Annotated in this window: 10 protein-coding genes; 4 read left to right on the top strand and 6 right to left on the bottom strand. The window is 39.5% G+C overall.

Going from position 1 to position 13086, the window contains the following annotated elements; all coding sequences use genetic code 11:
- Positions 1-1208: poly-beta-1,6-N-acetyl-D-glucosamine synthase (pgaC, locus tag G3255_RS20010; protein WP_211656349.1), on the bottom strand; the 1208-nt coding region annotated here is incomplete at its 3' end.
- Between the two features lie 162 nt (positions 1209-1370).
- Between pgaC and G3255_RS20005 the strand changes: the two genes are divergently transcribed.
- Positions 1371-2408 carry a family 20 glycosylhydrolase gene (locus G3255_RS20005; protein WP_211656348.1) on the top strand — a complete coding sequence of 346 codons (1038 nt, stop codon included), beginning with the start codon at positions 1371-1373 and terminating at the stop codon, positions 2406-2408.
- Between the two features lie 143 nt (positions 2409-2551).
- Here G3255_RS20005 and G3255_RS20000 read toward each other — a convergent pair whose 3' ends face one another.
- The gene (locus G3255_RS20000) at positions 2552-3397 is read right to left on the bottom strand and encodes a GNAT family N-acetyltransferase (protein ID WP_211656347.1); all 846 of its coding nucleotides are present in this window, start codon (positions 3395-3397) and stop codon (positions 2552-2554) included.
- 1330 nt (positions 3398-4727) lie between these two features.
- Between G3255_RS20000 and G3255_RS19995 the strand changes: the two genes are divergently transcribed.
- The 3 genes from G3255_RS19995 (at position 4728) to G3255_RS19985 (ending at position 8103) form a co-directional block, all read left to right on the top strand.
- Positions 4728-6395 carry a sensor domain-containing protein gene (locus G3255_RS19995; RefSeq protein ID WP_211656346.1) on the top strand — a complete coding sequence of 556 codons (1668 nt, stop codon included), beginning with the start codon at positions 4728-4730 and terminating at the stop codon, positions 6393-6395.
- A 452-nt stretch (positions 6396-6847) separates the two neighbouring features.
- On the top strand, positions 6848-7504 hold the full coding sequence (locus G3255_RS19990) for a DUF7662 domain-containing protein (RefSeq protein ID WP_211656345.1): 657 nt from the start codon (positions 6848-6850) through the stop codon (positions 7502-7504).
- Between the two features lie 227 nt (positions 7505-7731).
- The gene (locus G3255_RS19985; RefSeq protein ID WP_211656344.1) at positions 7732-8103 is read left to right on the top strand and encodes a hypothetical protein; all 372 of its coding nucleotides are present in this window, start codon (positions 7732-7734) and stop codon (positions 8101-8103) included.
- A gap of 210 nt (positions 8104-8313) precedes the next feature.
- Here the strand turns inward: G3255_RS19985 and G3255_RS19980 are convergent, their stop codons facing one another.
- The 4 genes from G3255_RS19980 to G3255_RS19965 all read right to left on the bottom strand — a co-directional run bounded on the left by G3255_RS19980 (position 8314) and on the right by G3255_RS19965 (position 12997).
- Positions 8314-9495 carry an IS256 family transposase gene (locus G3255_RS19980; protein ID WP_211656343.1) on the bottom strand — a complete coding sequence of 394 codons (1182 nt, stop codon included), beginning with the start codon at positions 9493-9495 and terminating at the stop codon, positions 8314-8316.
- Between the two features lie 201 nt (positions 9496-9696).
- Entirely contained in the window at positions 9697-10830 is a 1134-nt protein-coding gene (gene xerS / locus G3255_RS19975; RefSeq protein WP_249222425.1) for a tyrosine recombinase XerS, read from the bottom strand.
- Between the two features lie 120 nt (positions 10831-10950).
- Complete coding sequence (locus tag G3255_RS19970) at positions 10951-11694, bottom strand: Fic family protein (protein ID WP_211656352.1); 744 nt, start codon at positions 11692-11694, stop codon at positions 10951-10953.
- Positions 11695-11905: 211 nt separating this feature from the next.
- Positions 11906-12997: a glycerol dehydrogenase gene (locus G3255_RS19965; protein ID WP_101801507.1), complete on the bottom strand. Its 1092-nt coding sequence runs from the start codon at positions 12995-12997 to the stop codon at positions 11906-11908.
- Positions 12998-13086 lie beyond the last annotated feature (89 nt).

Here is a 13086-nt window from a genome sequence, read left to right as displayed (position 1 = left end):
ACAGCGTAACCTCCTTTATAACGGGATTTTATGGCCCTTGGCAAAGCAACAACGACTACTAATGTGTTTACCATCCAATAAATAGCCGGATACCATGCAGCCCACAAATAGTACTTCATCACACCGTTGTGTCTAGAATCAATTACGAGCGAAATGAATAGTTGAATCATGCTGATAAATACAAGGAAAAAAGAAGTTAATGTCAACCAAAATAAGAGATCCTGGAAGGTATTAGCCGAAAAAATAAGAACTAATGTAATAAATAACCAACTAAAAGCCCAAATGGTACTGACACATTGTTCTAAAAAGATAAGCCACAGTCGTCTTTGTTTCCAGCTGAAAAGAATGCGCCAGTGGCGTAAGACGACTTCCTGTCCTCCTTGCGCCCAACGAATCCGTTGTTGCCAGATACCAGAAAGTGTTTCTGGTACAAGCATCCAACAAATTGCACGAGGTTCATAGCGAACATCCCAAAATCGTTTTTGCAATTTCCAGCTGACCGCAATATCCTCTGTAATCATATCGCGGTCCCACAATCCAACATCTACTAATGCTTTTTTACGAAATGTCACCACGACTCCCGATACCGTCATTACTTTTCCTAATAGTCTTTGTGTGCGCTTAATCGCGCCAATAATTGAAGCGTATTCAACCAATTGCATTCGGCTCAGCAGCGTATTTCGATTCCGAATGGATGGACTTCCTGTAACGGCGCCCACTCGTTCTCCACTTACAAAAAACTGATGAACCATATAGTAAGGGGCTGTATCTGCTAGGAGGGCATCTGCATCAACGCAGACTAAATACTCGGCTTTAGAAGCAAATAAGCCAACTTGTAAAGCATTTGCTTTCCCTTGGTTTTGTTCAAGTTGAATCACTCTTACTTCATCGTATTTTTTTGATAGTTCCTCTAAAAGGTAAGTGGTTTGATCGGTTGAACCATCATTTATTAAGATAATTTCCTTTTTGGGGTAAGATAGCCCAGTTAGGTTTTCTACGGTCTCCATGATCGTATCTTCTTCGTTATAACAAGGAACGAGGATACTGATCATCGGCCAATCAAATCCATCTATATCGATATCACTTTGTTTATTTTCTTTTGTTCTTAAAAACAGAATAGATCCTGCCATCCAAAAAAGTGCCATTAGAAATGGATACCAGAAAACAAAACTTGCAACCACACCATATGGTTCTGAAAAGAAATTCATTTCAATGTTCCTTCTTTCGTATGTTTCTATTTAAAATAAGCAGTTTCCAGCTTAATTTCCGAGATTTCTTTGCATCCAGAATTGTTGTTGGAAAAAAATAAGTGTATCCACTTTAGTAACTTCTTTATTGAAAGGTCACTATGTAGAAAGGAGGTTTTTATATTGCCGAACCGCATCAAAAAAGAGCTCTTCCATTTACCGAAGCACCTCCACGAAGAAGCCACTCGTTCTCGGTTGATCAGCGGTGTCATATTAGATACTTCGAGACGTCACGTTTCATTGATGTTCTTAATGCGCATAATTGATGAGATTCAATCAAGTGGTGGAGATTATCTTCAATTGCATTTCTCAGATGCAGAGGGATACCGGGTATTCTCTGAAATTCTAGGTCAGACTTCGACGAAAACGAATGATCAATACCTCACTAAAGGCGAAATTTTGGAACTCATCACTTACGCAAACGATAGAGATGTGATGATCATTCCGGATTTTGATGTTCCAAGCCATTCAAAAGGGTGGTTGAATCTGGTGAAAGAAAGGTTCGATAAAAAATTTTATAAATCGATTGTGTCAGACTTCGATGACAATCTAGTTGACTACTTTGATAATCCCAGTGCAGCAACACATGTCAAATACTTGATTGAGGAAATAGCCTCGTTGTTTAAGCAAGATAAATATAAAGGACAGCTCATATTCTCAATAGGCGGTGACGAAGTACCAGGAACAATTAGCTTTCAAGATGAATATATAAGGTTTATGAACATAGTTTCTAACTATGTCGAACAATGCGGTTACAAGCCGAGGATGTGGAACGATTCTTTAACTGAAGTCGGGTTGCATGCTTTAAATTCAAATGTAGAGATTGTCTATTGGCAAGAAAGCATGTTGCCCCCCGAGGTTTTCATTTCAAACAATAGAACACTTCACAATTCGAATTTTTATACTCTAGTTTACAGTCCAAGTAACGACAATATAAATACAGAAGCTATCACTGAACAAATTAACTACGTAAAGGCGTTTCATAACTCATCTGTATTTTGTTGCAAAGATAACCCTTACCGTGAAGTTAATACACTAGATGCCCTTAAAGGTACTGCATACACGTTCTGGACTGAGCGCGGAATTGAACTAACTGATGAAGAATTATTAGCTCAAATTTTGCCTTTAATAAAAAACTATTTGAACATAAGCCAAAACTAATCATGCCTTGAGATACGTCGAACTGAAGATTTTGTAGACGATGACAGTTGACTAAATGGTCTCGATATTGCCTATAGGAAGGGTAGCAACTGCAAATGGTTTACACTGCAAGAGTCGACTAATGATGTAGAATCAAAAACGCATCATTGGGCATAATATGAGTTCGAAGCTCTTGTTCTTTTTGGGGAATCTAAAAACTTAGCCATATAAATTTCATTGTGCAGTTTATTATTGGTTATTATTGAGTTTTTACGAATACCTTCTGGTTCATATCCATTTTTCTCAAAAAGCTTTTGAGCTGGAGTATTTTCGTCTGAAACAATCAACTCGAGACGAGTGATGGTATTTGTAGCAGCCCATTCTTCAGCTTTTTGAAGAAGGGAGGAAGCAATTCCTTTCCCTTGTGCATCAGCTTGAATCCCAAGAAGCAAAGCAGCACGGTGACTAGCTCGCTTGGCCTCATTTCCTACGACCATTAAATAACCGACGTGTTCCCCGTTTAAAATAGCAAGAAAGGCGATTGAATGACCGCTTTGATTCCACTCAATAATCTGCTTTTTCATTTTTTGTGTAGACAGTGCTCGTTCCTCTTTTCCATACAATAGAAAGTCCGATTCTCCTTCAATTTGCTTCTGCAACTCTGCTAGAAAGCGAGCGTCACTATGTTTAGCTTGGCGAATAAGCAAAATATCTTTCTTTTCATAATCATTATTTCCGCCGTTTTTATCCAGAAGATCCATTCTTTCAAAACTGACAAAACGATTTGGTTTAAATTCCTTGACTCTGTAGCCATGGTCGATCCAAGCATGAAAATACTTAGAGGGCGCTTTAGTCTTTTCCCACCAACTTTGATTTAAATAGGCACTGTTAGGTAGGTTCTGGCCAATGATCTTTTCAACTTCAGAAAGGTGTAGCGTCAGGAGTGGTTCTGTTGCCATGGAAAAATAGTTTGCTAAGGGAATATATTTTTTTTCAAGCGCTATAGTCATTGGTTTAAATTCCTTTCAATCTCAATCGTTTTTATTAGTTGAAGTACGGCGTTCGTTAACGCTTTTTGCTTCCACACTCGAAACGTTGTCTTATTTTTTTAGTCGGTTGTCCCTCAAACAAATAATCGTTGTCTTTTTCACATCGATGGAAATGCCTCCAGGCAACAAACGCTTCTTACGCCATGCTCCATTTTTTCAAACCTTCGACCACATAAATTCTGTGCAGGCTTTTTCTTTAAAATATCCTGTGTTGATTCTCCATTCCACTTTCTAAAATGCTTGTATTTCTATAGAAAACCTCCTGAATGATAGCGAAAGATAGAATCAATGGCTGAGGTATTTCTAGCTCGATCACTTCGACTTTGCATCATTTTAAATTTTTTTGTAAAAACTAACGGACGGCAGATCACTTTACCCGGGTTCTGGTGTTCGATCATGAAGGGAAAAGTTTCCAAAAGAGGATTCGTCTGAAGTAATGTCTTGTCGTTCTGTGGTGTTGGAACATTACGTTCGGTCCAATGAATGCAAAAGGAATTTATTATTGCATTACCGAAAGAAATATACCGCTGAAGCTCGAAATGCCTGCTTTCTTACATTTTCAATATCAGCAGAACAACGAACCTTTTACTTAAAAAGATCTCTTTTCAATAAAATATGAGTCTTAATACCCTTTATAAAGTGAGCGACACACAACTTATATACCCACTAATGCGAGTTATATTTATTTTTTTTGAAATTAAATACATATATATGAACTATATGTTTAAAGATAAAAATTAATTTTAATAAAGAAAGGTAAAAAGGGATCTTATTTATGGGATATTAAGGAATATTTAAGGCGGTTATATCGGTATTTTCTGAAATAAAGCATATTTGAGAAAAAATTGGGTGAGGAAATTTATTTTATCTCGAAGCCTAGAAATATCGATAAAATAGTTGGAGTTTCTATTTTTTATAAGAAGTATAGGGAGAATCTCAAGCGATTTAGCTTATTGCGCCTCAAAATCGCATTTATCTGAGGCAATGTTTACTTACAGCAAAACGTAGGTTGGGTTGGATGAATGGGAGGTTTCAAGTGACGGAGTAGCTGAATAAAAGGAAGTAACTAACAAGCAATTTTCTTCATATATTGCATGAGATTTTTAGGTAGTTTTGATAAAGCTTAAGATTCATATTGAATTAATCTAGATACAGTAGTAAGTAAGCAAAAAGTCTCTTTATGGAAAAAGTTTTTATGGGGTAAAAGGTACATTTCGAGGAATATTCTGTTATCATAAGTAAATATATGGAGAAATAACGTTTGTCAAAAAGCATTGTAGGGGGCTTATGTATGATTCAGCATCAAGCATCATTGTCAATCGATCGAGCGTTAATGAACGGAATACAAGAAATGGTATTTATCGTCCGGGTCGATGAGGATGGGCTTTTTTATGAATTTATCAATCAAGCCGCGATGGATAAGACGGACTTAACACCAGATTCACTTGGCAAAACCTTTATGGAAACGCAAGCGGCCGAGTTAGCCGAAATGATTCATTCCCAATATGTGAAGGTATTAACGAGTGGTGAATCGATCTCCTATGAAGACACTTATATAGATCCTCATAGAAAGCTTCGCTATTCCAAAACTCGCCTTACTCCTATGTTTAATGAAGAAGGGCGATGTACACATGTTGTGAGCATTGTGCAGGACATCACTGGAGAAGTCGAAGCCAAGCAAGTAAGCGTAGAAGCGTTAATGAATCTCGAAACCAGCCGTTCTTATTATCAATCGCTATTTGCACATCATGCAGATGCTATTTTTACGATAGATTTAAAGGGACGAATAACAGGGGCTAATCCAATGGGACTCGTTGTTGGGCAATTACCTGAAGACGAATTATATAAACGAAGAGTCTTAAACTTTATTGCTCCTCAAGATCAACGAGAAGCGCTGATAAATTTTCGACATGCAATTGGGGGCATATACAAAGATTTCCGCGTCAGTGTTCTCCAGAAAGAAAATAAGCAGTTAAGCGTCTTGGCGAAGTGTATTCCGATTAAGGTAAAAGACCAAACAACGGGATTTTATGTCATTTTAAAAGATATGCGCGAACTGGATCATTTGGTTGAATTGTATATGGAAAGTGAAAAGAACCTTCGAGTGATTGCGGAGAATTCTCATGACGTTATTATTTTAATTAATCGCCAGAATGAGAATTTGTATATTTCTCCTTCCGTAGAAACGCTTTACGGTATTAAACCTGAGGATTATACGATTCATGATGCGCTACTTAGAGTCCATATAGAAGATCAGGAGGCACTGAACACCTCAATAGATGAAGCCATACTCACAAAACAGATTTGTAAAAAACGCATCCGCATTAAGCACAAAAATGGTCACTGGATTTGGTCAGAATTACTCGCGAAGCCAGTTTTTGATGCATCCGAGTCTTACAGCCATATGGTAATTATCATTCGAGACATCGATTTGCAAAAAAAATATGAAGCCAAGTTAGAACTACTGGCCTTTCGTGACCCGTTGACTAACCTGCCTAATCGTCGCTACTTTCAGGAGTCACTTGAACAAGCATTGATTGATTTTCGCGTGAAAGAGAAGCATTTTGCCGTAATGCTGCTAGATGTAGACGAGTTCAAGCAAATAAATGATCAATGGGGACATGAGACAGGTGATGCCATCATACAGGAGTTTGGCAGACGTTTAGAAACAACTGTATTTGAAAGCGATGTCGTGGCGCGTTTAGGAGGAGATGAGTTTATTATTCTCTTAGCCAATATAGACTCCGTAAATTGTGCGTTGACTGTCATCGAGAAAATTAGAAATATAATGAAAAAAACATGGACAATTGAAGGGATGTCGCTGTCTGTATCGACTAGTATTGGTCTAGCTATGCCTCATCCTGAAGCTACAGTGTCCTCCATGTTGAAGGAAGCCGATCAAGCCATGTATAAAGAAAAAAGAGCAAGACAAGGCACCAACATAAATCATCGCTTTTAATTCCAGAAGTAGAAGCGCTACACGTGACTCATTTTCATACGAGGTGGACGTATCGGTATATATACGTAAGAGGACAACGAGCACAACGCTTATTTTGACCAGTTTACTTGTTTTGTAAAGTGGGTATTTAAATTTATTGAAGGACACAAACGAACTGTTTTCATAGACTTTTTTGAGGAAATTATCTCATAAATGCAGATAAAATATCATTAGACAGTCAGATCGTTGCTTGTCCCGTTTGTTTTTTACCGTATAGATGAAATCAACAACTATAAATGTTTATTCTTAATCGTATCTAATTGAATGACGTAAATAGGTGATGTGCTTTAGACTATGGCGCTACTAGCAACGCCGCAAGGAATCCCACGATTCTTTGCGGCGTTTTTTTCTAAGTAGCATAAATGGACGTTACAAAATGACAAAATAACTTTTTTAGTAGGAGGGATTGAGTGGTGACAGCATTGGAAAAGAAATATCGCTCGTTAGCTATGTACTTTTCAGAATCGACGAATCAAATCATTACATTAAAATTCACAGAGATCGAGAAAATTATGGGATATAGTCTCCCGAGCAGTGCATATTTGAATCACAGTTGGTGGAAAAAAGAGAAATCATATATAAGGCACTATCAGGCATGGGTCGCTGCAGGGTATGTGGTAAAGTATGTGAAGCCAAATCAATACATCGTTTTTGAAAGAGAAGATCCACTTTTCAAAAATGAGAGTGATAAAGATACTTTAATTATCCGTCCTGCTTTGCATGGAGATGCGCCTTCCCTTTCCAAATTATACAAAAAAGAGAATGCAAAATTAACGTTTTTTATCGAGGGGCAGGAACACCAGGAAACTTCAGAAAAAGGCTTCAGACAGCAAATTACTGCATGCAATCAAATAGGGCACTCGGTCATCTTGTTGGCTATTCTGAACGGTGAACATGTTGGATATATGAAAATTACAGGGAATGAATTGAAGCGAGCTGCTCATCGGGCAGTGGTTGAGCTTTTTATTCAAGACATCGAGTACGATTTAGACGTTTTTCTAGTCTTATGCGAAAATCAGAAGAATGGGCAGAAGAAAAAGGCATCAAACGTTTTGAACTTACGATGTTAGAAGAAAACGTGCAGGCGCGTATGCGTTTTGAACAAAGTGGATATGAAGTAGAGGGAATCCGGAAAAGCTCAGTTGTTCTTCTCAACAAACTGCACAACGAAGTCTATATGGGCAAGGTTTTAGCACCCAAGAAAGACAGCGCCTGATAAAACAGGAACATCCGCCTATAAAATGAAGGCGCATTTCATTCTTCATCATGTCGTTAAACGAAAGGGAGAGGAAAATAGATGGAAATTAAACGTAAGTATTCGGATGTCTCAAAAACTGCCACCTATTTTTTTACACGTTCAAAGCATATACATGAAGAAAATGGCATAGTATTCCTGACACTATTCGCGCGTTTAACAAGAGAGTTCGTCCATCAAGGAACCCCGTATAGTACGAAGAAAATAGAACCAATATGGGTAAATGTAGAAGAGCTGAAGCTAGAACATGCGACGGAAAAAATGAAGTTATTACCTAACTATGTTCAACATTATGAAGTGTCAAAAGAAATCTTCTTAACACTATACAAAGTATCGTTGGTTTGTCCTCATGAACTTTACTACGTGACACCTTTTAAGCCTATTCATAAGGTCCAAGCGACCTATCGTTTGTAGGCGAAATACCATTTCTGCGGCTTCAAGGTTGTGTTCGTTCGACGTTATCTAGTGACTCATTACCTGTATCGAAAAAGACTGCACCAGTTAAAGAAGAGTACGCAAACAATAAGGTAACCAAGATTGAGAAGAGCTATCTGTCAGGCTTTTGTTTGAGACCGTCAATAATTATGTGTAAATAAGTAAATCCTTTTCTTGTATGTATATCGATTAGGTTTGCTTGAACATCTCAGTCAGCTCTGCACGAGCTTGATCGAATCCGATATGGCAACGGGTGGAGAAGTTCTGGTTATAGATTTCGAACTGGGAAACCAGGAAGCGATCCAAGGAATCTTCGTTCGGAAATTGTTCCTTGCGCTTGCTGTATTTCTTTACGTTCTTGTTGAACGATTCGATCAGGTTCGTTGAATAGATGCTTCGCCAAATGGATTTTGGGAAGCTGTAGAAAGTGAAAATATAGGGATTCGCTTCCAACGATTTCGCCACTTTGGGATAGGCCGTTTTCCATTTATCGACAAAGGCTTTCAACGCTTTTTCACCCAGTTCTTGGTTCTCTGACCGGTAGACCGATTTGAAATCATCCAGAATCTCCTTGCGATCGGTAACGCGAACTTTGTGGCGGATCCCGCGCGACAGGTGAACGCAGCACGCCTGATATTGAGCATCGGGAAAGACCGCGAAGATGCGATCGGTGATGCCTTTCAAGCCGTCGGAGATAAACAAAAGCACCTCTTCGACACCGCGCTCTTTCAAGTCCAACAGGACTTCTTCCCAAACGAATGCGGATTCCGTAGGTGCCACTGTATAGGCCAACACTTCTTTTGAGCCGTCCTCTCGGATGCCAATCGTAATATAGACGGCTTCCTTCGAGACCGTGTCGCGCTTGAGGGCAATGTAAGTTGCATCCAGATAGACACACGCGTAACGCTGTTCTAACGGACGAGATTTAAACGCCTCGACCTGTTCGCTCATGACTTTCGTCATATTGGAAATGATTTGCGGCGTGTAATGATGGCCGTACATTTTCTCGATCAGGTCCGATATCTCGGACATGGTCACGCCTTTTTGGAACATATGAATAACGAAGGTTTCCAGCGTATCGTTTGAGCGCTTGTACGGAGCGACCGTCTGTTGGTCGAATTCGCCGTTCCGGTCCCGTGGCATCGAAAGCTCTAAATCCCCATACTCCGTACGGAGTGTCCGCGTGTAGACACCATTGCGTGAGTTGCCGGAATTAAACCCGATGCGGTCGTATTTTTCGTAATCCAGGAACGCTGTTAGTTCCGTTTGAAGAAGTGTATTCACCGCCGTCTCCAAATGTTTGCGAAAAACTTCGGAGATGTCTTCTTTTTTTACTAGAGCTTGCATAAGTTCTGTTGTAAACTGAGTCATAGGGAAGGCCTCTTTTCTGTGAATTGGTTGTGGTGACTTAATTCTACAAGAAAAGGTCTTCCTTTTTCTATTTATTCATTTACACAAGATATTTTACGCTCTCAGTAAATTCATGTTCTGACATAGAAAAAGCATTGGAGAAGGAATTCTTCTCCAATGCTTTTAATTTAGCGATCTAATATAGATTTCTTGAAACTTCTCTCAGTTATTTAAATCCATATGATTGTTCAATCGATTCGTGCGGTTTTTCTCCATTCTAGATAGGACTTGCTGATTATCTTTATTCGATAGATTCGTATAGAGGGAGGTTGTTTCGATGTTGCTGTGTCCTAATTGGTCTCGCAAGAGCACGATATTGCCGCCATTCCGAATAAAGTCCGCTGCAAAACTATGCCGAAGCTTGTGAGGACTCATGCCTTCCCCTTGTGCAAAGGCCGCTGTATATTTGTTCACCAGGTTTTCAATCGACCGACGAGAGAGAGGACGCGCAGCGCCACCATACAGAGTAACAAAAAGAAAAGGGACTTCATTGCTCGCTTTATAGCGATTTTCTCGAATGCTGAGATAAGATTTCAAGTGACCCATCGCTTGATCCATGACGCCGATCGTGTCTTCTTTAGCTCCCTTACGTTTAATGTCAATTAGCTGTTTCTTCAAATTGACTTTCTTCGTCAGAATCCGTGCAGTTTCTCCGAGGCGAATGCCACTACCGAGGAATAGGGAGAGGATGGCAAGGTCCCGTTCTTTGTCACGAGAAAATCGCTGTTTTGAAATGCCATTCGTTAAGGTTGTTTCATAGTCATGCTCGACAAAATGAAGAAATTCATGAATCTCCTGTTCATTCAAGATGACCGAGCTGATTTTTTGAGCCCGGCGACTTGCCGTTTCTTTTTTCGTATGCAGCACGATTTTGCTCATCACGTTCCGGTAGAAATAAGATTCTCCATCTTCAGTTTCGGTTTCCTTCGTCAAGTAGTTGAAAAGAGACTTCAGCGCATGAATAGATAAATTCACAACCGCATCGCCGCGTTTTTTTGTCGTATCTTTTTCGTAAGGGATGGTTTCCTCTCGTAAATACTCAATGTAGAGTTCCATATCTTGTTTTTTCATTTCTGCCAATAGTGTATAGGGAATCGAAGCCAGGTCAGAAGACGTCGCTAGACCTTCCCGCTGCAGCCATTGAAAGAAGTGTTGATAGCGATATAAGTACTGCAACAAAGTATCAGGGGAAAGTCCCGCCCGTTTTTTGGATCGAACGTATTCGACCACGTAAAAGGGCATGGTAGTGAGCTGTGTTTCAATGCGTTGGAGGACTTGAAGCTCTTCGGGTGTCATGGCCATATCATCTGTACCTCCTTTAGTATAAGAATATAACTTCGCAAAATGTAATTTAAGCGAACATATTGAAGTGAAAAGACTTGTTTCTAGAAAATCAGCGAGTTAATGAAAGACGCCTTATAAAATCGCTTTTAGGTAAATCGTTAAACTTTCTTCTACGCATTGAGTAATCAACTCAATGAAGGGTTGCGTATTACCCTGTACACTTGCTGTTTCGAGCACTTCGTAATAGGTTAAGCGCTGTGAATTTTCAGCTTTGACGATAGCTGGGGGATAGCCGTGGCTCATTAGAATCAAATTCATCAGCAGCCTAGCTGTTCGCCCATTGCCATCTGCAAATGGGTGAATATAGACGAATTTAAAGTGGAATAGCGCAGCCAACTCTACAGGATGGAGTCGGTCTTTTTCTTGGTTATACCAGTCGAAAAGCTCCTGCATTGCATTTTCTACCTGGAGAAAATGCGGTGGCTCATGCTGGCTACCGGAGATCCTCACATTGATCGAACGGTATCTCCCTGCATTTTCATCATCAATGTTCTTTAATATCAAATGGTGGATAGTTTTTAACGTTCGCTCATCCAACTCTGCTGTCTGAGTAACCTGGTCCTCAATATAGCTGATAGCTTCAGAGTGATTAATTACCTCAAAGTGTTCTTGCAATCGTTTACCACCAATGGTTAAGCCATCTTCCATGACTACTTTGGTTTCAATCAGCGATAACGTGTTCCCTTCGATAGCATTTGAGTTATAAGTCCATTCCACACGATAGACATCGCGTAAGTTCTTTACTGCAGCTACTGGAAGTGGTCTATGTTGGTCTAATTGACTTTTTAATTCATCCACTCGATTAAAGCTGGTCATCATATAACACCTGCTTTTTGTAAGATTTAGTTGATTTCATTATAACTTAGGGGACCTTTAAGAATATCTTTATTTTATCATATAACTTATTTGTTCGTTAAATTAATATTTTGCGAACATGTAAAATCAAAGAAAGGAAGCTAACTCATGCTGATGAGTTAACTCCCTCTTAGATATGCTTCCATCTAAATATACTTACTCTCGATAAAAATCAAGCAGTTGTAATTGCGTTTACTGCTAAAATGGCATCTGCAATTTGTTCCGGTGTAAGTTCCGGATTCATGTTATGCGATGTTTCTCCTGCCACGGTGGCCAGTTCTCCAATTTTAAGTAAATCTTCATAGGGCGCATTTTCTAAATGAAGATCTTTCAGAGTTGTTGGCAACTCAATTTCTTTAAAGAAGTCTGCATAACGTAAGATATCAGATTCTGCGTATCCTTCTAGTACTAACTGAGTCAAGACACCATAGGCTACTTTTTGGCCATGAGTCAACTTGTGGATTTCTCCTTCAAGTGCAGTAAAGCCATTATGGATAGCATGTGCTGACGCTAATCCGCCATTCTCGAATCCTAGTCCTGATAATAAGGTGTTCGCTTCGATAATTGCTTCGACTTGCGGTGTGACAAGCCCTTGTTTCGCAGCTCTGTATGCAGCAATACCTTGATCGAACAGCACTTCTTCAGCCTTTTCCGCAATAGCCTGTCCAGCAAGAGTTGCCTTCCCGCCAGCCATGGTATTTGAATTTCGTTTCAATGAAGCTCGGGTTTCAACAAACGTGGCCATCGCATCTCCCATACCTGAAGCCAAAAGAAACACCGGCGCATTGACGATTACTTTTGAGTCGACCAAAACCAAATCCGGATTTTTGGTATAGAATTTATATCCTTCAAATACTCCATCGTCAGAATAAATTACGGATAGCGCACTGGTTGGTGCATCTGTAGATGCAGTTGTAGGAGCAACCACGACAGCAATTCCAAGCGCATCCCCAACGGCTTTTGCCGTATCTATCGTTTTTCCACCGCCTAACCCGATGACAACATCAGCTTTTTTGTCTTTCCCTATCTTAGTCAGACGCTCAATTTCTGTATTGGAAGCTTCTCCGGTAAATTCTTCATAAATATAAGAAGTATTGGATGCTTGGAAGCTTTCCTCAACTGTACTTCCAGTTATTCCCCAAACCGTACTATCGGATAAAACAAAGGGCGTTACTCCAATTTTAGCAACTTCTTCACCAAGCAGACTTAGAACACCAGCACCTTGAATATATTTTTTTGGTGAAATAAAAATTTTCTTTTGCATTAATAATTGCTCCCTTCTCTTGAAAAAATCGTTTTTACTTTAAATAGTGACGTATTGGATTCTTTTCCTGCAACTTCTAAATTCCAGGT

The organism is Planococcus sp. MSAK28401 (assembly GCF_018283455.1).
In the GTDB taxonomy this organism is placed as follows: Bacteria; Bacillota; Bacilli; order Bacillales_A; family Planococcaceae; genus Planococcus; species Planococcus alpniumensis.
Note: the sequence above shows the minus strand (reverse complement) of the source record. Positions and strands in the feature narration are given on the sequence as shown.

Excerpts from the sequence above, each read along its gene's own strand:
- G3255_RS20000 (WP_211656347.1), bottom strand. The coding sequence starts at position 3,397 with ATGACTATAGCGCTTGAAAAAAAATATATTCCCTTAGCAAACTATTTT.
- G3255_RS19995 (WP_211656346.1), top strand. The coding sequence starts at position 4,728 with ATGATTCAGCATCAAGCATCATTGTCAATCGATCGAGCGTTAATGAAC.
- G3255_RS19985 (WP_211656344.1), top strand. The coding sequence starts at position 7,732 with ATGGAAATTAAACGTAAGTATTCGGATGTCTCAAAAACTGCCACCTAT.
- G3255_RS19980 (WP_211656343.1), bottom strand. The coding sequence starts at position 9,495 with ATGACTCAGTTTACAACAGAACTTATGCAAGCTCTAGTAAAAAAAGAA.
- xerS (WP_249222425.1), bottom strand. The coding sequence starts at position 10,830 with ATGACACCCGAAGAGCTTCAAGTCCTCCAACGCATTGAAACACAGCTC.
- G3255_RS19970 (WP_211656352.1), bottom strand. The coding sequence starts at position 11,694 with ATGACCAGCTTTAATCGAGTGGATGAATTAAAAAGTCAATTAGACCAA.
- G3255_RS19965 (WP_101801507.1), bottom strand. The coding sequence starts at position 12,997 with ATGCAAAAGAAAATTTTTATTTCACCAAAAAAATATATTCAAGGTGCT.